Below are 19,117 nucleotides of genomic sequence, written 5' to 3' on the forward strand. Positions count from 1 at the left end.
TCGTCATTTTTCAATGTTTACTATTCTATAGGTTCCAAACCATTCATGGTAACTCGCATTCCCGTAACATCATCAATCACGACCGTATTTCTCAAATATCGATCCATACTATTAACGTAAGATTTAATTTCAGGAGAATTACGATCATAAGGAATACTTCCGTACGTAGCTAATTCCTCATCTCCAATCTCTTCGATAAGAAACTTCCATTTTTTCGGGTGGTAAAAACCAAATGAACCGGACAGACTCCCTTGCCACCACGTCGGCTCTGCCATAAAATCGTTAAAAACAATCTTTCGTTGAATCCCACCGTCCAATCCTAAAGCAAAATCATCCGTGGCCTCCAATTTCAACTCCAACCGTATATTCTCTCCTTCAGCATAATCCTTAGACAACGCCTCCCGAAGGACCACAATATACAACGTGTCTGTCAACTCGTTGGCACGGAACGTCTGCAGGCTATTAAAAGCCAAATAGTGTACGCCTTCTACAGCCGTGGTGGAATCAGCAACAATCGACACTTTATAGGTTCTATCTCTATCGGAACCATTTCCCAAATATTCCACGGGTAATTTCAACGTATCCTCTCTTACTTCGCTGGGTATAAGCCCGAAAGAAAATAACGTCGAATCGCTATAATTACGATTTCCATTCCAGTCAACGGTATAATGTTGAAACTGTATTCTATCCTTTCCTTGATAAGGATAATCAATATCTTGATCGCAACTCCATAATAGTGCGACACAACTCAATAAGAAATAATATGATAATCTATTCATTTTCATCTATATTTTAACGTTCATTCCGATTCCCTGATTCTATTTCCGCATCCGGTAAAGGGAATACGAAAATATCATCACTCGCCTCGATAGTTCCCGTGAGTCCTCCCGACAAATTCAATCTGTTGCGCTTATGCGCAAACCACATTTGCCCTTCTCCAATGTATTCGCGTCTCATCTCCTTAAATATATCTTCTCTCGATAAGTACATCCAATCGCCTGCTCCCTCTTGATTTCCCCTGATTCGATGCCTACGCAACATATTCACGTAACGTCTGGCCTCATCCGGATCCGTGTCGTAAGTACACTCGGCAATCAACAAATACATCTCGGAAAGCTTGATCAAGGGCACTTTCGTCGTAAATATACTGTTACTGTCGGGAACATATTTGATGAAATCAAAATCGACATACCATTTGGAGTAACGGAAATCATCCTGGTTCCCATCATATAAATTATAAGATCCCTCCATACGTAAAGCTGTTGTACCTCCGGAAGTTTCCTTAAAAATCGATTTCGTGTAGGTGCTTAACTCTTTATTACGAAGCGAAAAAATATGCTCGTCAGAGAACAACAAATCGACCATATTCTCACTCTGGTCAATACTCGTGGCCTCCAATAGACGGAACTTTCCACTATCAATCACCTCTTTGGCCTTGCTGACAGCAGCAACATATTCTCCGCGAGCCTGATAAGCGCGAGCCAACATGGCTTTCACCGAATACAAATTCACGCGAGCCACGTATTTATCCATCTCGTCTTTCGCAGCCTTATCCACCACATCACCTGCCGACGTTGAAGTTCTGATCATATAGGGAACGACATTCTGTATCGGATCGTTTTGCAAGCATTTTTCTGCTTCCAACAAATCGTTAATCACCAATTGCACCACCTCTTTCGTCGAATACATCGGGGGCAAAGAAACGCCAAACTCTTTATTATACGGGATTCCTTCCGCATTCTGCGCCCACTTCACATCAGGAGCGAACAAACGATAGAGATCGAAATGCAAGAAAGCCCTTAAAGCCAACGCCTCGCCACGAATTTGATTACGATCTGACTCGCTCAACACTCCCGCATTTTTATCTGCCCACTCCAATATACAGTTGGCTTGCGAAATACAAGAATACAAATTATTCCACATCCCACTGATAATCGAACGACATCCGCTATTCTCGTAATCATAGTCTTCCCAATACTCGTAAGTTGAATTGGAATTGTAATATTGAGCCAAAACATCAACATACTCCATGGTCAACCGTCCTCCGTACATACTAGACTTTGACATGCTACTGTAAACACCGGCAAGTGCTTCTTTAAAACCTTCTGCCGTATTGAATAATTTATCGTCATCCACTTTGTTGTCCAATTCCACATCCAACCAATCATTGCAGGAGGTCAGCGAAAACAACAATCCGATGAAAATATATAATATTCTCTTCATACCAATTGATTTTAAAATGTTAAGTTAAATCCTAAAGAAACAGTCCGTGCGAACGGGTAAGAAGTTCCTCTCTCCTCCTTTATCGTGGATATACGGAATACATCCGTCATGGAGAAGGTAAATTTACACCGTTCGATGAAAGTCTTTTTCAGCATGTCTCTCGGAATATCATACGTCAACGAAAGACTCGATAACTTCAAGAAGTTGCTCTTTTGCACCAAACGCGTAGACTGATAAACCGGGGTCTGGTCATCAATACGACGGAACATTGCCTTATCACCCGGTTTTTTCCAACGATCGTACAATACGCGGCGGTCCGCATTTTTCTTGGGATCAGCCCCCTCCACCTTCGTGGCAAGTGTTTGATTGAATTGTTTCGCTCCCATCTCGTAGCCGAAATTCATGTAGAGATTAAGACCTTTCCACGTCAAATTACTATTAAAAAAACCTTGCAGCTTCGGGTTTGTATTTCCCACCTCCACTTTATCATTCGGATCATATTCAAAAGTCAAAGAACCATCACGTTTGATGTACACCTCGTTACCGGTTGCCGGATCGATACCCATAGAGCGCACCAACATCAACGCAGTTTGAGAACGTCCCACTTCATACATCCGGAACACCTCGCTACCCCCCTTGTTATTTTCTATATCCATCGCCTCCTGATTCATCGCCTTCATCGCATTGGAAAGTTTCCGAATCTTGTTCTCCTCGTGAGCCGCACTCAACGTAACGTTCCAACTCAAATCGTTTTGTCTATCGTTAATCAAATTCAACCGCAAACGAGCTTCAAATCCTTTGTTATCCAAAGAACCCATGTTTTCCGTATAAGATGTGAATCCGGTTGAAGGAGCCACGTCGATATTAAGCAAAAGATTCTCTGTTCGTTCCAAATAAGCATCAAAATTCAAGGTGATGATATTTCTCCACACGCTCATGTCTAAACCGACATTATATTTCAACACATTTTGCCATTTCAATGCCGGATTACCGTAAGCATTAACAACAGCACCATAGATTCCGTTATACTCGTTATCACTATTATACGTGAATCGAGTTAAGGCTTGATCGGCAGAGAAATTGGTGGAACCCGTACTTCCTACAGAGGCACGCAGTTTCATGTAACCGCTCCCCGTCCAGAAATTCTCTTGATTAATATTCCATGCCGCACCGACAGACCAGAAAGGAGCAAAACGAGATTTACGTCCGAAACGACTGGAACCGTCAGTTCGATACGTCACATCAAGAATGTAACGATTATCCCAGTTCATATTGGCATTCCCAAAAAAGCCTACCAACCTCGACTTATCAAAATACCCGGTCGGTTTTGAATTTTTCTGGAATTGCAAAGCGTACGACGGATAAATCAACTTGTCGTTCAAGAAACCGGTCGCCACATACCCGTCATCCGTAGATTTTGAAGTCTGCAATTCCGTTCCAAGACCAAGACTGAAATAAAGTTTATCAAAAAAATTGTTATTATAGTTTACCGTAAGACTACCCTCCAAATCAACACTATTACCATTGCTTATCGTATAACTTCCTTTTTCTGACGCATCCGTTTTCCCCTCGAACTCAACAGATTCCGGTGACAAGTAAGCCTCATCACGATCCGTTTGTTTCGTAATGGCAATATTTCCCCGGAACATCAAGTGAGAGTTTGCCCACCACTGCAATTGAAAGTTATCGCGGATTTGGGTGTACTTCTCATAAGAGAAATTAGGTAACAACGAATTCACTAAAACGTTACGCACGACCGTCCCGTTCGCATCAAATTCCCGAATCATCTCTCCCTTTTCGGCATCGTAAATACGCTCATACGGGTTCATTTGAGCGTATTGATAAAACGCCCCGTAAGGAGAATTCGTCGCTTTCACATCATCAATAATCACATCATTCCGCGCAATCAATTTACCAGCGATGTCATAACTAAAATAAACGCTAATGCCATATTTCTCGCGTCCTGATTTTTTCATCACACCCTTGTCATTATCATATTTCAAGTTGACCCCGTAACGGAAATGCTCGTCACCCCCCTCCAAGAATGCACTGTATCGCTGATTCACTGAAGTTCTCAACGGTTGTGACAACCAATACGTGTTGACACCCCGTTCGATTTCCATCAAAACATCATTATACATGATATCTTTCTGTGCTTGCCCATCATAACTGTTAGCCTTATACACGCCTGCAAGACGCTCGTACTCCAGTTTCTCGCGAGCTTCCATCAAATTATACGAGCGAAGATCCGGAATCGAGATATTGAAATTACCGTTCAACGTCACCTTGATTTCCCCGGCTTGCGGACGAACCGTCGTGATCAAAATAACCCCATTCGCACCCCGAGATCCATACAACGATGTTGCGGAAGCATCTTTCAAAATAGAAAATGCCGCAATACGGTTCATATCCATATCATACACTGTTTGGGCCGACACCTCGATTCCGTCCATAATATAAAGCGGGGCATTGGGATCCGTCCGGGAATCGTCCGCTTCACTACGTAAATCGAATCCTTTCTGACCGCGCACTGTAATTTCTGGCATACGGTTCGGGTCACTACCGAACTCATTATTTTCCAACGTACGAACACCCGGGTCGAAAGCTGAAATCGCCTGCAACAAGTTCAAAGAACCTACCTTACGAAGTTCCTCTCCTTCCACAACAACCTCCGAACCGGTTTGACTCACCTTCTTACGTTGGAAATACCCCGTGATTACGACGTCTTCCAACGCTTTCGTTTCCTCTTTCATCACCACGTCTATTTCCTTTTGGTTGGTATACGCCACTTCTTGCGTTTCCATCCCGACAAAAGAGAAGACCAGCGATACGTTCTTCTGATCAACCCACGACAACTCGTACTTTCCGTTCACGTCAGTCGAGGTTCCAATCGTGTTCGCCGTAGCACCCGGGATCTTCACTACCACGGTTACCCCGGGTAGAGGGCTTTTGGTTTCATCCGTCACCCGTCCTTTCACAGTCACTTTTTTTACAGGATCAGCGGCAATCGCCCGTTGTTTATCGACAACCACCAAGATCACATCTCCCTCGAAAGTACACTTTAAAGAAGTCTTCGCAAAAACCTCTTCCAGCACCTTCTCTACGGCTTCACTTTCGGCTTTCACGTCAAAACGTGAAATACTCGCCACATCCTTGTCGTTGTAAACGAAACGCAACCCCGTCTGTTTCCAAATCTCTTGGAACAACGTACTCATATCGCATTGTCGCAAATCCAACGTAACGACCTGCTTTTGTGAAAAACCACTAGCCGTGGCCCCAAACACGAAAACAAGCATACAAATCGTAAACACTCTCATGATTTTAAAAATTTGAGAAAATTTCACCCTAGATAAGGCATAAAGTCCTTTCCATTCCATAAATTTGTATTTGAACAATTAAACATTGAATAGACCCGGTATTTCCGGCCATCTATTCTTTTTACCAATTCAAGAGATGGAGATGTGCCACCATCTTCATCTTTTTTACATACACACTATTAATAATTACACATTATTTACAACTGATCACGACACTTTTTCCTTCTACCTGAAAACGAGCATCGGAAATCTTCTCAAAAAGAGTGAATAATTGATTCACATCCCCGTATCGGAATAAATTGCCGGACAAACGGATACCCCTCAACTCGTCATTCGTGTAGAACACATCCAGATTATACCAGATACTCAATTTGTCCATAATATCTTCCAGGGATTCACTTCTAAATATAAAATTCCCGTCTTTCCATGCCACATGAGGTAAAACATCCACTTCCGTCATGTACAGGTTACCATCTGTTTCCCGGTACTCACCCATCTGTCGGGGATGCAGATCGATCTCTCCCATTCTTCCTCGTAAATTTACACGTCCTTCCACCAACACGGTTTTCACGATACCTGCGGTATAAGCATTAACATTAAACTGGGTTCCCAAAACACTTATATCCAAATCGTTTACCTTGACAACGAACGGATGTTCCGGGTCTCCGACCACATCAAAATACGCCTCTCCTGCCAAGATAACTTCACGTTTCTTTCCCGTAAAATTGACCGGATAACGCAACTCGCTGAACGAATTCAACCACACCTTTGTCCCGTCACTCAATGTCAATTTAAACTCTCCTCCTTTAGGCACGACCACCCGATTATACAATACTTCCGAGCTACTTTCCCCCGCCGTAACATTATAAGTCATTCCCGCAACCGAATCGACATTGATACAAGTTCCATCCACTTCCTTCAATTCTTGGGCATCCTTATCCACGCTCACAACCTGTCCGGATGCCATGTAAAGTATAGCCTGCGACTTCCCCGGCTGTATACCCTCCTGAACAAGTCGCATTTCCGGTTTTTCATCCCAGTATCGGAAAGCACCTCCTACGGACAACAAGATAATGGCACAAGCGACACACCTGTAAAAAACTCTCCGAAAATGTTGTTTCCGACGTAACCGATCAAATTGAATAAAGTTCCCTTCGACCTTTTTCGATCTCTCCATCCAGCGCAACTCCAAATGAGTTTTTTGATAGGCCTGATAGTACTGACGATTTTCCTCGTTTGCCACAATCCACTCTTCCACTTTCTTCCGGTCCTCCGAGTCAAGTTCATTCAGTAAATAGCGCAATAAAAATGAATCCACATCCTCTTCAAATATCATAATTCGATCGATTAATGACATTTAGTAAAAGAGACTTGTTTAAAACTAAAGAAACTTGATTACTAAGTAGTAAGTATCATGCAAAAGACGAAAAATGCAAATAATTAAGAGTATTATTAAACGATCGTTAAATAATACACGATCCATATTCTATATATAATACAGATTCAAAAGCAAAGTCATTGAACGAGAAACATTATTTAACACATTAAAATGAAGTACAATTCACAAAATCAGGCTTTGGCTACTGATTTACAACAAGACAGGCACAACCAATATATTAAAATACTTTCTTCCTTACCCGTAGTCTGCCTTAACTTTTTCAAGGCATTTACCAATAAAGTATTGACCGTTGCCACAGAAATATTCAACTCTGCCGCAACCTCCTTATATCGCATTCCTTTCAGGTATACACATTCAATTATGTCACGACTCCGGGAAGGCAATTTTTTGACTTCACGCTCTATCCGTTGAATAACCTCTTCTTCAATATTGTCATACTCCTCCCACGGTTTTTCAAGATGGGCAAAATCACAAACATACCGTACGGGATCAACTTTCACTTTAGCATTTAACGCCAAGTTACGAATAGAAACAAAAAGATAAGATCGTAACGTTGAAGGTTCCAATTTTTCCCCGATCCGTTTTTCCCACAATTTAATCAGAAAATCCTGAACCAAATCCTCCGACCGGGAAACATCGTTCAAAAAAGTATCCCCCCACACAACCAAAGGCTTATAATATTCCTCGAAAAGGAATTCCATCCCTTTCGCATCCTTATTTTTCAGTAAATCACATATCTGAACATCCTTCTGTTGCATATTTTCACGTTCACTTTGGCACAAAGGTATAAAATATTCTCTTTACATCATATCAACAAATGTAAACAAGCACGTAATAAAACATTGCAAATATCAAATCCGTATTATATTTTAGCACTTAAAATATAACCGTTCAATTATTCAGCTTATGAAAAGAACAATTTTACGCCTTACGTTCATCGTAGGGATCGTTCTGCTTTTCTTCCGATGCGCCACCGTGCCGCTTACGGGAAGACACCAACTTATCTTATTCCCGGAAGACCAAATGGTCTCCATGAGTTTAACCTCATACAGTAGCTTTTTAAAGGAAAACAAGCTATCCACCGATGCCGTCAATAAACAACGGATCAAAAATGTCGGGGCAAAGATCTCGAAAGCCGTTGAACAATATCTTGCCACAAATGGGCTGCAAGACCAGATTGCCAATTTTCAATGGGAATTCAACCTCGTGGCCAGCAACGAACCCAACGCATGGTGTATGCCGGGAGGTAAGGTCGTTTTCTACGAGGGAATATTACCCTACTGTCAGAATGACGCGGGAATCGCTGTCGTCATGGGGCATGAGATCGCCCACGCCGTGGCTCACCACAGCAACGAGCGCATGAGCCAGCAGGCACTCATACAATACGGGCAGGCCGCTGCCACCGAAATCCTTGGTCACGACCAGAGTGATTCGAGAAAAGCCATCTTGGCTGCCGCGATAGGTATGGGAACCAACGTGGGAATCACACTCCCCTTCTCCCGTAAACACGAGTACGAGGCGGATCACTTGGGACTGATCTTCATGGCTATGGCCGGCTACGACCCGAATGAGGCTGTCGCTTTCTGGACCCGTATGGCAAACGCATCAACAGGCAAGCAGCCCGAATTCCTATCCACTCACCCTGCCGACACAAAACGGATTGCCAAACTAAAAGAGGCCATCCCGGAAGCGTTGAAATACAAGAAAAACTAGAGTAACAACAAACGAGAAACAAACCATGAATGACAAGAATAAGGCATTAATTTACCCTTTCCCGTCATTTTCAAGGAGAAAATTTCTACTTTTGTTGAATCATATCAATAAAGCATTATAGTATCATGGAAAACAAGTTAACGATATACAACACGTTAAGTCGAAAAAAAGAGTTATTTGAACCCATTAACCCGCCTTTCGTAGGATTATATGTTTGTGGACCGACCGTATACGGGGACGCTCATCTGGGCCATGCCCGTCCGGCAATCACCTTTGACTTGTTATTCCGTTATCTCAAATTCATGGGATACCGGGTAAGATACGTCCGCAACATCACTGACGTGGGGCACCTCGTGAATGATGCGGATGAGGGAGAAGACAAGATCGCCAAGAAAGCCAAACTGGAACAATTGGAACCGATGGAAGTGGTACAATTCTACTCGAACCGTTACCACAAAAACATGGAGCAACTGAACACGCTGCCCCCCAGCATCGAGCCACACGCATCCGGTCACATTATCGAACAACAGGAATTAATCAAGCAGATCATCGAAAACGGTTTTGCCTACGAAAGCGAGGGAAATATCTATTTCGACGTGGAACGCTATAACCAAAAATATCACTACGGTAAACTATCCGGTCGTAAAATCGACGAATTGTTTGCCAACACGAGAGAACTGAGCGGACAACAGGAAAAACGTAACCCGTTTGATTTCGCTTTGTGGAAAAAAGCCTCCCCGGAACATATCATGCGTTGGCCCTCACCTTGGGGTGTAGGATTCCCGGGCTGGCACCTTGAATGTTCCTGCATGAGTCAGAAATACCTGGGAGAAACATTTGACATCCACGGGGGCGGTTTGGACTTGCAATTCCCGCACCACGAATGTGAAATTGCCCAAAACGTGGCGGCACAAGGACACGAGGCAGTAAAATACTGGATGCACAACAACATGGTGACCATCAACGGGCAGAAGATGGGTAAATCCCTGGGGAACTTCATCACGCTGGATCAGCTCTTCACGGGCGACAACAACGTGCTGGAACAGGCTTACTCCCCCATGACCGTTCGATTCTTCATCCTGCAAGCACACTATCGCAGCCCGCTTGACTTCTCGAACGAGGCATTAAAGGCAGCAGAGAAAGGTTACGAGCGAATGATGGCCGCCGTTTCACAACTTAACAGGTTGAAAGCGTCCAACGAGAACACGGTAGACATCGCCACCTTGCAAGCGAACTGTTTCGAGGCCATGAACGACGACTTGAACACGCCGATATTAATCGCCCACTTGTTCGAAGGCGTCCGCATCATCAACTCCATCGCAGCTGGCTCGGAAAAGATCAACGCAGAAAACTTGGAAATGTTGAAAAACCTGTTCCACAGTTTCGTGTTCGACATCCTCGGTCTCAAGGGAGAAGAGGACTCCAGTGCTAGCAACCAAGCCCTAGGCAAGGTGATCGACGCCATGATGAACGTGCGGAAAACCGCCCGGGCGAACAAGGACTGGGCTACCTCCGACAGCATCCGCAACGAGCTGAAAAACGCAGGTATCCAGATAAAAGACACGAAGGACGGTTACGAATGGAGCCTTGAATGATTGCAGATGAAGTGATTTACGATTGAGTGATTACACTTGATCGTAAACACAAGAATCACTAAATCATAAATCACTAAATCACATAATACATTATGCCTTATCTCTACTACATACTACTTTCTCTCCTGTTACTCTCTGCCTGTCAGGGAGAAAAAAAGAGTAAAGGAGACCAGAACCAGGTTACGGTAGACAGCGCTCAAAGCCGCAAAACAACGGGACCTAAATACGTGAAAAGCGTGCAATTCGTGTATCCCATGAAATTCGACACCTGCCAATTCAACGAGGAACTCAAAATTGTATACGCGAACAACAAGCACTATAAAATAGACTCCGCCCACCTGTTTTTCAACCAGAAACAGATTGCCACGCTCGACAGCGCAACCCGGGAATTCGTGTTCAAAATCCCGAAAGAAAAATGTGGTACCAACACGCTCAAAGTGATCGCATTCCACCCCAACAACAAATGCGGGGTAGCGACCCAATCCTTTATCGTGAAACCGGATAAGGCACCCCAACCACTTCAATACCAACTGGTGAAAACCTATTCCCATGCCACGGATGCCTCCACGCAGGGATTAGTATATATAGACGGCATTATCTACGAGGGAACCGGGATCAAAGGCCAATCCACCCTGCGCAAGATCGACTTGGAGAACAACAAGACGCTCGCCATGCTAGGGTTGGACAGCCAATATTTCGGAGAGGGGATCACGGTTTACAAGGACAAGATATACCAGCTTACCTGGACTTCCCAGAAAGCGTTCGTGTACGACTTGGCCTCCTTCACCCTGTTAACGACATTCGACTACTCCATGGAGCAAGGCTGGGGACTGACCACGATGGGAGACAAACTCGTCATGAGTGACGGTTCACATAACTTGTACCATTTGGACCCGAACCTCTTCAGCGTTGTCAAAACCGTGGAAGTTTTCGACAACAAAGGTCCGGTAACCAACTTAAATGAACTGGAGTACATAAACGGTTATATCTGGGCAAACGAATGGCTTACAGACCGGATTGTCATCATCGACCCGGAATCAGGCGAAGTAGTACAGGACCTACTACTCCCGAATCTACTCACCGCCTCCGAAAAAGCCAAACTTGACCAGAACGACGATGTTTTAAACGGTATCGCGTACAACGAAAAGAAGGGCACGATTTACGTTACCGGAAAACACTGGCCGAAGTTATTTGAGATAAAAACGAAATAATTAAGTGATTAAAATCAAAATTCTATGGTTGACGTAAAAATCGAGCCCTCTTGGAAAGAACTCCTAAAAGATGAATTTGAGAAACCTTATTTCTCCGAGTTGATCCAATTCGTGAAAAACGAGTACAAGACCACGAAGATATATCCTCCGGGAAAACTCATTTTCAATGCCTTTGATCATTGTCCCGCAGAACAAACCAAGGTTGTCATTCTCGGGCAAGACCCGTACCATGGTCCCGGACAGGCGCACGGACTTTGTTTTTCCGTTCCGGAAGGCATCGAGCAACCACCTTCATTACAGAACATTTTCAAAGAAATAAATAACGATTTGGGTAAACCCGTCCCCACGTCCGGCAACCTCGAACGCTGGGCGGAACAGGGAGTGCTATTACTCAACGCTACATTGACCGTGAGAGCCCATCAGGCTGGTTCACATCAGAACAAAGGTTGGGAAACCTTCACCGATGCCGTCATCAAAATCATTTCCGAGAAAAAAGAAAACCTCGTTTTCTTCCTTTGGGGTTCCTACGCCCAACGCAAAGGCGCCTTCATTGACACCCAACGGCATTTGGTGCTGAAATCCGTACACCCCTCCCCCTTGTCTGCCAACCGGGGCGGCTGGTTCGGCAATCACCAATTCAGTCAGGCGAATGCTTATTTGAAATCGCACGGCTTAAAAGAAATAGAGTGGTAACCACTCTATTTTTTTTTCACCCGTGCAATTTCAAGTTACAAGTTACAGGTTAACAAGTTACAAGTTCAGACAAAACAGGACCTTCCCACTTCGAACCTGTAACCTGCAACTTGCAGAGCCGCAGGCTCAACCTGCAACTTGAAAATTCCCTGAATTTTCAATCTCCGCAAACGTTTGAAATTTTTCCTTCGTTTCCTTGCATATCTCTGTTTTTAATGCTTAACTTTGATGCACGAATATAAAATATAGCAGCTATGGTTAATTACAAAGACTTAGGACTGGTTAATTCCAGAGAAATGTTCAAGAAAGCAATGGAAGGTAAATATGCTATTCCGGCTTTCAATTTCAATAACATGGAGCAAATGCAGGCTATTGTTGCAGCTTGCGTGGAAACTAAATCTCCTGTTATCTTACAAGTATCCAGCGGTGCCCGTAAATATGCAAATCAAACCATTTTACGTTACATGGCACAAGGTGCGGTTGAATATGCCAAAGAACTTGGATGCAATATTCCAATTTGTCTTCACCTAGACCATGGCGACACGTACGAATTGTGTGTATCTTGTATCGAAATGGGATTCTCCTCTGTCATGATTGACGGATCGGCCCTTCCTTATGACGAGAACGTGGCATTAACCAAGAAAGTGGTTGAATATGCTCATAAATATGATGTTACCGTAGAAGGTGAACTTGGAGTACTGGCAGGAATCGAAGACGACGTGGTTGCCGCAGCCAGCGTTTACACCAGCCCGGACTTGGTGGAAGACTTCGTGAAGAAAACCGGAGTGGATTCATTGGCCATCTCCATCGGAACTTCTCACGGGGCAAACAAATTCAAACCGGAACAATGTACCCGTAATGCAGACGGAATCCTCGTTCCTCCCCCATTACGTTTCGACATCCTGGAAGAAATCGAAAGACGTATCCCCGGATTCCCGATCGTTCTTCACGGATCATCCTCCGTACCACAAGACAAAGTTGCTATTATCAATAAATATGGCGGTGCATTAAAAGACGCCGTGGGTATCCCCGAAGAACAATTGCGTAGAGCCGCAACTTCTGCCGTATGCAAAATCAACATCGACTCCGACGGTCGTTTGGCAATGACCGCAGCCGTTCGTGAAGTCTTCGCAAACAAGCCGGCAGAATTCGACCCACGTAAGTACCTAGGCCCCGCCAGAGATGCATTAAAAGAATTATACAAGCACAAAACGGTACACGTTTTAGGAAGTGCCAACAGGGTAGAATAAAAAAAGGGGCTCAATGAGCCCCTTTTCTTTAAAAAAAATACTAACTTTGCGCCCTATTTGGATTTAATACCATAGGAGCAAAATGCAGAAGATTAGAAACATCGCGATTATCGCGCACGTTGACCACGGGAAAACCACATTGGTCGACAAAATGATTTTTCAAGGAAACTTATTCAGAGAAACAGAAAATACGGGTGATCTATTGCTGGATAACAACGACCTGGAGAGAGAACGAGGGATCACCATCCTAGCCAAGAACGTATCCGTTCATTATAAAGATTACAAGATTAATATTATTGATACCCCGGGCCACGCCGACTTTGGAGGAGAGGTGGAACGCGTGTTAAACATGGCTGACGGAGTATTATTATTGGTTGACGCTTTTGAAGGTACTATGCCTCAAACACGTTTCGTACTTCAAAAAGCACTTGCCCTCGGCAAGAAACCGATCGTTGTCGTGAACAAGGTCGACAAACCGAACTGTCGTCCGGACTTCGTGTACGAGCAAGTATTCGACTTGATGTTCTCTTTGGACGCCACGGAAGAACAATTGGACTTCACCGTAGTTTACGGTAGTGCCAAACAAGGTTGGATGTCCACCGACTGGCACAAACCCACGACGGACATTACCCCGTTATTGGACGCTATCATCAAAGATATTCCCGCCCCGACAGTACAGGAAGGAACCCCGCAGATGCTAATCACGTCTCTGGAATACTCCTCTTACGTGGGACGAATTGCCATTGGTAAACTGACCCGCGGAACATTAAAATCCGGTATGCCAGTCACCCTCTGCAAAAGAGACGGCGTAACACTGGTTAAAACCCGCATCAAAGATTTAATGACCTTCGAGGGGATGGGAAAACAAAAAGTTGACGAAGTGCAATGTGGAGAAATCTGCGCGCTTGTCGGGATCGAGGGATTCGAGATCGGTGATACCATCGCGGACTTCGAGAACCCGGAAGCACTGGCCCCTATCGCAATCGATGAACCAACCATGAGTATGTTGTTCACCATCAACGACTCGCCATTCTTTGGCCGGGACGGTAAATACGTGACCTCCCGCCACATCAAGGAACGTCTGGACCGGGAGCTGGAGAAGAATCTGGCCTTACGGGTGGAACCGGGCCTGACAGCTGATTCATTCGTCGTGTTCGGACGTGGTGTACTTCACTTGAGCGTGCTGATCGAAACCATGCGTCGTGAAGGTTACGAATTACAGGTTGGTCAACCGAAAGTGATCATCAAAGAAGTAAACGGGGTGAAATGCGAACCTGTCGAGGAACTGACCATCGACCTCCCGGAAGAAGTGTCGGGAAAAGCCATCGAGATGGTAAACCGTCGCAAGGGAGTCATGACCAACATGGAACATCGTGACGAACGGGTACATCTGACGTTTAATATTCCTTCACGGGGAATCATCGGTCTGAGAAGTAATCTACTTACCGCTACTGCCGGAGAGGCTGTCATGTCCCACCGTTTGAAAGGTTTCGAACCCTACGCCGGAGAAATTGAAATGCGTACCAACGGCTCTTTGATCGCCATGGAAACCGGAGATTCATTCGCTTATGCCATCAACAAACTGCAAGATAGAGGTAGATTCTTCATCAACCCGGGAGACGAGGTTTACGCCGGACAGGTGATCGGTGAAAGTACCCGGCAGGATGACATCGTGATTAACGTGTGCAAGTCCAAAAAACTGACCAACATGCGTGCCAGTGGTTCCGACGAGAAGACAAACATCGCTCCTCCCATCCTTTTCAGCTTGGAAGAGGCTCTCGAATACATCAAAGAGGACGAATACGTGGAAGTCACCCCGAAATCCATGAGGCTTCGCAAGATTTACCTCGATGAAAACGAAAGGAAGAGAAGAAGCAAAACGATAGAATAACTCAAAACCACCTTCGGGTGGTTTTTTTATTTATTTTCTCTCCCCAAATAAATTTGAATATTATTTCATATCTTTACAAGGCAGTACTCGTCATTAAAATACCAAGTCATGGAAACCGAAAAGAAAGCAACTGAAAAGAATGTCGAACTTACCACCGAGAAGAAGTTGCGGAACGTGCGTACGTGCCTGTATATCCTGATACTTGCAGCCATCACAAAACTGGCCATGACCGATTTCACCGAGTTATCATACCAATCTTGGATCAGCGTGATCATCATCGTGCTGGTCATCATCCTCGTTCTAGCCATAGAAAGAGGTATCCGCAAAAAGTTGAAAGAAGAAGAGTAACCCCTATATCGTCATTTTCACCTGAGAACCATAATCCACGTCATCCGTGAATGCCTGATTAAAATTATATTTTCCGGCATAAATCAATGCCGCCCGGATCGTCCCTCCGTGAGCGAATACACACACCTTCTCGTGTCCCGTCTCCTTCAAATCATCCAAGAAAGCCGACACCCGGTTATACTGTTCCAGAAAACTTTCCGCCCCTCCGGCAGGCATACTTAACCAATCATCATACCATTCCTGCAAACGAGGATCTTGAATCTCATCCCAACGTTGCCCCTCCCAGCTCCCAAAATTCAATTCCTTCAGTCGGTCATCCAGAATCGGATTTTCGTAACCACAGTAAACCGCCAACTTTCTGCAACGTTGTAACGGACTGGAATACACCGCATCAAAGCTCTCCCCTTTCAGTCTCTCCCTCACCTTCCCTGCCTCTTCGAGGAAAGAATCGGCCACGTCAACATCCGAATTCCCGTAACACGTTCCCGGAATAACCGCTGTTTTCGTATGTCTGATCAAAAATACTTCCATATATAAAATCGTTTATCTTGTAAAATTCGCCATTTTTTCGATATATCACGAAGATTTACCAATAAATTTAATTTCATAAACAACCAATCAAACTCCACTTGAAATTTACCAAAACAATTCACGAATATTCAATCTTTTGGCAAAATACAGATAAATAGTTGAGAATGTATATCTTATATCCAAGAACAATTACTACATTTGTACAACCCAAGTAAAACATACTGCTTATAAGGTGTAATCCATCTAAAATATGGATAAATGTAAACCTAAATACATAAAAATGGAATATTGTGTTTATTGTGATGAGAGTTGTCATTTAGAACATGATAATATAAAACCAATGGTTTTAGGAGCTATATGGTGTCCTAAATCAGAAAAGAATAAAATATTTGAACGCCTCAGGGAAATAAAGGTTCGACATGGCTTACATCCAACATGTGAATTAAAATGGAATGCCGTATCCCCTTCTAAAATTGGATATTACGAAGATATTGTTGATTATTTTTTTGATAATTCAAATTTACATTTTAGAGTGCTAGTAATCCCTGATAAAACAGAATTACACCATCAGAAGTTTAACCAAACCCATGATAATTTTTATTACAAGATGTATTTTGATTTATTAAAAACTATTTTTGAACCTAAAGCCTCTTACGACATCTATGTAGATATAAAAGATTCCCAAGGACAAAAAAAAGTTGAAAAATTACAAACAGTTCTATGTAATAATGCTTATGATTTTGATAAAAAAGTAATTCGCAAACTTCAACAAGTTCGTTCTCATGAAGTTGAATTAATACAATTAGCCGATTTTTTAACAGGAGCTATTTGTTATGTACACAGAGAGCTAAAAACGAGTGAGACCAAATTGAAAATAATTGAACAAATAAAGAAAAAGTCCGGATATTCTTTATCGAAAACAACCTTGTATAAGGAAGATAAGATGAATATATTGGTTTGGCAAAGTAAAAAAATGTGATTATGGCTATACATAGTAATTTGCTGCCATCAAAAATCTACTTACAAGATTATTCTGGGGATTACACAAGATTTATAGATGCAGTGTATAAGGTGTTTGAAAAAGATTTTGTAAAATATCATCCTTATTTTGGTAAATATCGTTTAGGATTAAAATATCATCCTAAATTTCAAGATAGAGCTTATACCTTTTACCATATGACGCATAAAGGTGATATTGAAAGTGAAAGAATACCAGATTTGCGAAGATGTGAATGTATGCCTTGGGGAAAACCTACTGTAGAAAAAACAAGAGAATATTCTTTAAAATTTTGGGAACAAGAACGTAAAGGCAAACACAGAATTTGTATATGGCTCGCAACAGAAGATGATGTTGATTATTTCTTTATATTGGAAGTTAGAAAAACTTTTGTATTGCCATGGACCGCTTTTGTCGCAGAACATTCGCATGAAGTACATAAAAAAGAAAAAGAGTATAATCAGTGGTTAGAACAACTAAAGAATGAAATGTATACCCCAGATTCCCTAGTACAAAAAATCATGGATAGTTTACCCTAACAAAGGCAAGAGTCGCTTGAATAATCAAACGACTCCGTAACTCCTTTAACAACTTGGTTAATGAGCTAATACAAAGATCAGAATAATATTTAATATTACAATAGAAAAACAACAAATTAACAATTCACATAAAACCAACAACACACAAGTCTCTTAACTTCCAGTCTGACTTCATTTAAACTTGACCTTCACCAATCGGGCAGACGTCTCTTCTCCCAACGAAAGGGCAAACTGTTTAAATACCTGCCGTAATAACGGGTCTTGCGTCTCCCGGATCATCTCTTCCGGAACGGGTTCTAAAAGCGCATAAAAATAGTCCTCATCTGCTGAGAGAAAATGAATTTCCAAATCGGGATCCGCTTTCCAATAAATCCCCGAATCCTTACCCCGGGCATAAAGGAAATTATACGCCTCTGCCTGAGGTCCGCAACTGGTGAAATAAAAGAATTTTCCACCCTCACACAAATAGATCGGCATCTTGTAATAATCCGCCCTCATGTAATCCTGTAACATCAAATCACCTTTTAACATCCCGTAAGTATCCGGTATTCCCCGTTTGCCAAAATCAAAGGTGTAGGCCTTCTCTAACTCTCCTTTCGTATTCACCCGGTAACATGCGTTATCACCTCCTTGCGTGCGGATCAGATAAGTATTACCTACGGCCTGCGATACGAGGAAAATATTCACCGTGAACCCGACCTGCGGAATTAAACTCTCCAACTTTTTCCCGTTCCTATCAAATCGGGTCACTAAGAGGTGTCCCTGTTCAAAATTATTAGAACAAGGAGCCGAGATCGAATAATAATAAAACCCTCCATCTGGTGCCGGAGCTATCTCCTCAAACAATTGTAGAGGCTTGTTCATCGGGAGACGCTCAATCTCACGTCCATCATTCAAATCAAAAAACACGACTTCACTATCTCCATGCGCAAACAACAATTTTTTCTGATCCACGCTGATACAGGCATCCTGATGATAAGGACATTCTTTCCCTTGATTATATTTCATTGAAAATTGATACTTCCCGGCAGCATCAAAACACATCACCTCCCGCCCGTACACGAGAAACAAATCCCCATTAGGTCCGATCAGCAATTTTTTCCTCATCCATTCCAATGACTCGGCATCAAAACGCTGTTTAATCGGGATCACTTGTATTTCCTCAATCCGGTCCGCCAGATCGGTAACCAAAGTACATTGTTCCAACGGCCGCAGCGCCCGAACTTGTTCTTGGGCAGAAAGCGTATGCCCCCAAAAGCCCAGACAACAAAAGCAAAAACAGATCATCATTGATTTCATTTCCATAAATTGTTTTGGTATCCTACAAATTTATGAAAAAAGGCTGGAATAATCAACCGAAATCGGAATAATAGTGCATCTTGCACTGATAATAAACGCATTACGCTGAAA

General features: G+C 43.1%; 16 protein-coding genes. 9 read left to right on the forward strand and 7 right to left on the reverse strand.

Annotated features, from left to right (window positions below; genetic code table 11):
* Positions 1–20 precede the first annotated feature (20 nt).
* The 5 genes from I2I33_RS16645 to I2I33_RS16665 all read right to left on the reverse strand — a co-directional run bounded on the left by I2I33_RS16645 (position 21) and on the right by I2I33_RS16665 (position 7,697).
* On the reverse strand, positions 21–779 hold the full coding sequence (locus tag I2I33_RS16645) for a DUF4843 domain-containing protein (protein ID WP_158572047.1): 759 nt from the start codon (positions 777–779) through the stop codon (positions 21–23).
* A 13-nt stretch (positions 780–792) separates the two neighbouring features.
* Positions 793–2,223 carry a RagB/SusD family nutrient uptake outer membrane protein gene (locus I2I33_RS16650; RefSeq protein WP_087419697.1) on the reverse strand — a complete coding sequence of 477 codons (1,431 nt, stop codon included), beginning with the start codon at positions 2,221–2,223 and terminating at the stop codon, positions 793–795.
* 11 nt (positions 2,224–2,234) lie between these two features.
* Positions 2,235–5,540 carry a SusC/RagA family TonB-linked outer membrane protein gene (locus I2I33_RS16655; protein WP_229128354.1) on the reverse strand — a complete coding sequence of 1,102 codons (3,306 nt, stop codon included), beginning with the start codon at positions 5,538–5,540 and terminating at the stop codon, positions 2,235–2,237.
* A gap of 193 nt (positions 5,541–5,733) precedes the next feature.
* On the reverse strand, positions 5,734–6,876 hold the full coding sequence (locus tag I2I33_RS16660) for a FecR domain-containing protein (protein WP_162613700.1): 1,143 nt from the start codon (positions 6,874–6,876) through the stop codon (positions 5,734–5,736).
* Between the two features lie 233 nt (positions 6,877–7,109).
* Entirely contained in the window at positions 7,110–7,697 is a 588-nt protein-coding gene (locus I2I33_RS16665) for an RNA polymerase sigma factor (RefSeq protein ID WP_087419694.1), read from the reverse strand.
* A gap of 148 nt (positions 7,698–7,845) precedes the next feature.
* Here I2I33_RS16665 and I2I33_RS16670 point away from each other — a divergent pair, with 148 nt between their 5' ends.
* The 7 genes from I2I33_RS16670 (at position 7,846) to I2I33_RS16700 (ending at position 15,640) form a co-directional block, all read left to right on the forward strand.
* Complete coding sequence (locus I2I33_RS16670; protein ID WP_087419693.1) at positions 7,846–8,652, forward strand: M48 family metallopeptidase; 807 nt, start codon at positions 7,846–7,848, stop codon at positions 8,650–8,652.
* A 125-nt stretch (positions 8,653–8,777) separates the two neighbouring features.
* The gene (cysS, locus tag I2I33_RS16675) at positions 8,778–10,247 is read left to right on the forward strand and encodes a cysteine--tRNA ligase (protein ID WP_087419692.1); all 1,470 of its coding nucleotides are present in this window, start codon (positions 8,778–8,780) and stop codon (positions 10,245–10,247) included.
* 92 nt (positions 10,248–10,339) lie between these two features.
* Positions 10,340–11,458, forward strand: a complete 1,119-nt coding sequence (locus I2I33_RS16680; RefSeq protein ID WP_087419691.1) for a glutaminyl-peptide cyclotransferase — start codon at positions 10,340–10,342, stop codon at positions 11,456–11,458.
* 24 nt (positions 11,459–11,482) lie between these two features.
* Entirely contained in the window at positions 11,483–12,151 is a 669-nt protein-coding gene (ung, locus tag I2I33_RS16685) for a uracil-DNA glycosylase (protein WP_087419690.1), read from the forward strand.
* 254 nt (positions 12,152–12,405) lie between these two features.
* Positions 12,406–13,401 (forward strand): class II fructose-bisphosphate aldolase, encoded by a 996-nt coding sequence (locus I2I33_RS16690; protein WP_087419689.1) that lies wholly within the window; start codon positions 12,406–12,408, stop codon positions 13,399–13,401.
* Positions 13,402–13,483: 82 nt separating this feature from the next.
* Positions 13,484–15,292, forward strand: a complete 1,809-nt coding sequence (typA, locus tag I2I33_RS16695; protein ID WP_087419688.1) for a translational GTPase TypA — start codon at positions 13,484–13,486, stop codon at positions 15,290–15,292.
* 108 nt (positions 15,293–15,400) lie between these two features.
* Positions 15,401–15,640, forward strand: a complete 240-nt coding sequence (locus I2I33_RS16700; RefSeq protein WP_087419687.1) for a hypothetical protein — start codon at positions 15,401–15,403, stop codon at positions 15,638–15,640.
* Between the two features lie 3 nt (positions 15,641–15,643).
* Here the strand turns inward: I2I33_RS16700 and cobC are convergent, their stop codons facing one another.
* Entirely contained in the window at positions 15,644–16,171 is a 528-nt protein-coding gene (cobC, locus tag I2I33_RS16705; protein WP_087419686.1) for an alpha-ribazole phosphatase, read from the reverse strand.
* A 280-nt stretch (positions 16,172–16,451) separates the two neighbouring features.
* Between cobC and I2I33_RS16710 the strand changes: the two genes are divergently transcribed.
* Positions 16,452–17,150: a DUF3800 domain-containing protein gene (locus tag I2I33_RS16710; RefSeq protein WP_162613699.1), complete on the forward strand. Its 699-nt coding sequence runs from the start codon at positions 16,452–16,454 to the stop codon at positions 17,148–17,150.
* A 2-nt stretch (positions 17,151–17,152) separates the two neighbouring features.
* The gene (locus I2I33_RS16715) at positions 17,153–17,707 is read left to right on the forward strand and encodes a hypothetical protein (protein ID WP_087419684.1); all 555 of its coding nucleotides are present in this window, start codon (positions 17,153–17,155) and stop codon (positions 17,705–17,707) included.
* Between the two features lie 171 nt (positions 17,708–17,878).
* On the opposite strand, the gene I2I33_RS16720 is transcribed toward I2I33_RS16715, so the two are convergent.
* The gene (locus tag I2I33_RS16720; protein WP_195666853.1) at positions 17,879–19,006 is read right to left on the reverse strand and encodes a hypothetical protein; all 1,128 of its coding nucleotides are present in this window, start codon (positions 19,004–19,006) and stop codon (positions 17,879–17,881) included.
* Positions 19,007–19,117 lie beyond the last annotated feature (111 nt).

The sequence above is a fragment of the Butyricimonas sp. BSD2780061689_150309_C8 genome (assembly GCF_015560935.1).
Taxonomy (GTDB): domain Bacteria; phylum Bacteroidota; class Bacteroidia; order Bacteroidales; family Marinifilaceae; genus Butyricimonas; species Butyricimonas paravirosa.

Coding starts and splice junctions, on each gene's coding strand:
- I2I33_RS16645 (WP_158572047.1), bottom strand. CDS start 779: ATGAATAGATTATCATATTATTTCTTATTGAGTTGTGTCGCACTATTA.
- I2I33_RS16650 (WP_087419697.1), bottom strand. CDS start 2,223: ATGAAGAGAATATTATATATTTTCATCGGATTGTTGTTTTCGCTGACC.
- I2I33_RS16655 (WP_229128354.1), bottom strand. CDS start 5,540: ATGAGAGTGTTTACGATTTGTATGCTTGTTTTCGTGTTTGGGGCCACG.
- I2I33_RS16660 (WP_162613700.1), bottom strand. CDS start 6,876: ATGATATTTGAAGAGGATGTGGATTCATTTTTATTGCGCTATTTACTG.
- I2I33_RS16665 (WP_087419694.1), bottom strand. CDS start 7,697: ATGCAACAGAAGGATGTTCAGATATGTGATTTACTGAAAAATAAGGAT.
- I2I33_RS16670 (WP_087419693.1), top strand. CDS start 7,846: ATGAAAAGAACAATTTTACGCCTTACGTTCATCGTAGGGATCGTTCTG.
- cysS (WP_087419692.1), top strand. CDS start 8,778: ATGGAAAACAAGTTAACGATATACAACACGTTAAGTCGAAAAAAAGAG.
- I2I33_RS16680 (WP_087419691.1), top strand. CDS start 10,340: ATGCCTTATCTCTACTACATACTACTTTCTCTCCTGTTACTCTCTGCC.
- ung (WP_087419690.1), top strand. CDS start 11,483: ATGGTTGACGTAAAAATCGAGCCCTCTTGGAAAGAACTCCTAAAAGAT.
- I2I33_RS16690 (WP_087419689.1), top strand. CDS start 12,406: ATGGTTAATTACAAAGACTTAGGACTGGTTAATTCCAGAGAAATGTTC.
- typA (WP_087419688.1), top strand. CDS start 13,484: ATGCAGAAGATTAGAAACATCGCGATTATCGCGCACGTTGACCACGGG.
- I2I33_RS16700 (WP_087419687.1), top strand. CDS start 15,401: ATGGAAACCGAAAAGAAAGCAACTGAAAAGAATGTCGAACTTACCACC.
- cobC (WP_087419686.1), bottom strand. CDS start 16,171: ATGGAAGTATTTTTGATCAGACATACGAAAACAGCGGTTATTCCGGGA.
- I2I33_RS16710 (WP_162613699.1), top strand. CDS start 16,452: ATGGAATATTGTGTTTATTGTGATGAGAGTTGTCATTTAGAACATGAT.
- I2I33_RS16715 (WP_087419684.1), top strand. CDS start 17,153: ATGGCTATACATAGTAATTTGCTGCCATCAAAAATCTACTTACAAGAT.
- I2I33_RS16720 (WP_195666853.1), bottom strand. CDS start 19,006: ATGAAATCAATGATGATCTGTTTTTGCTTTTGTTGTCTGGGCTTTTGG.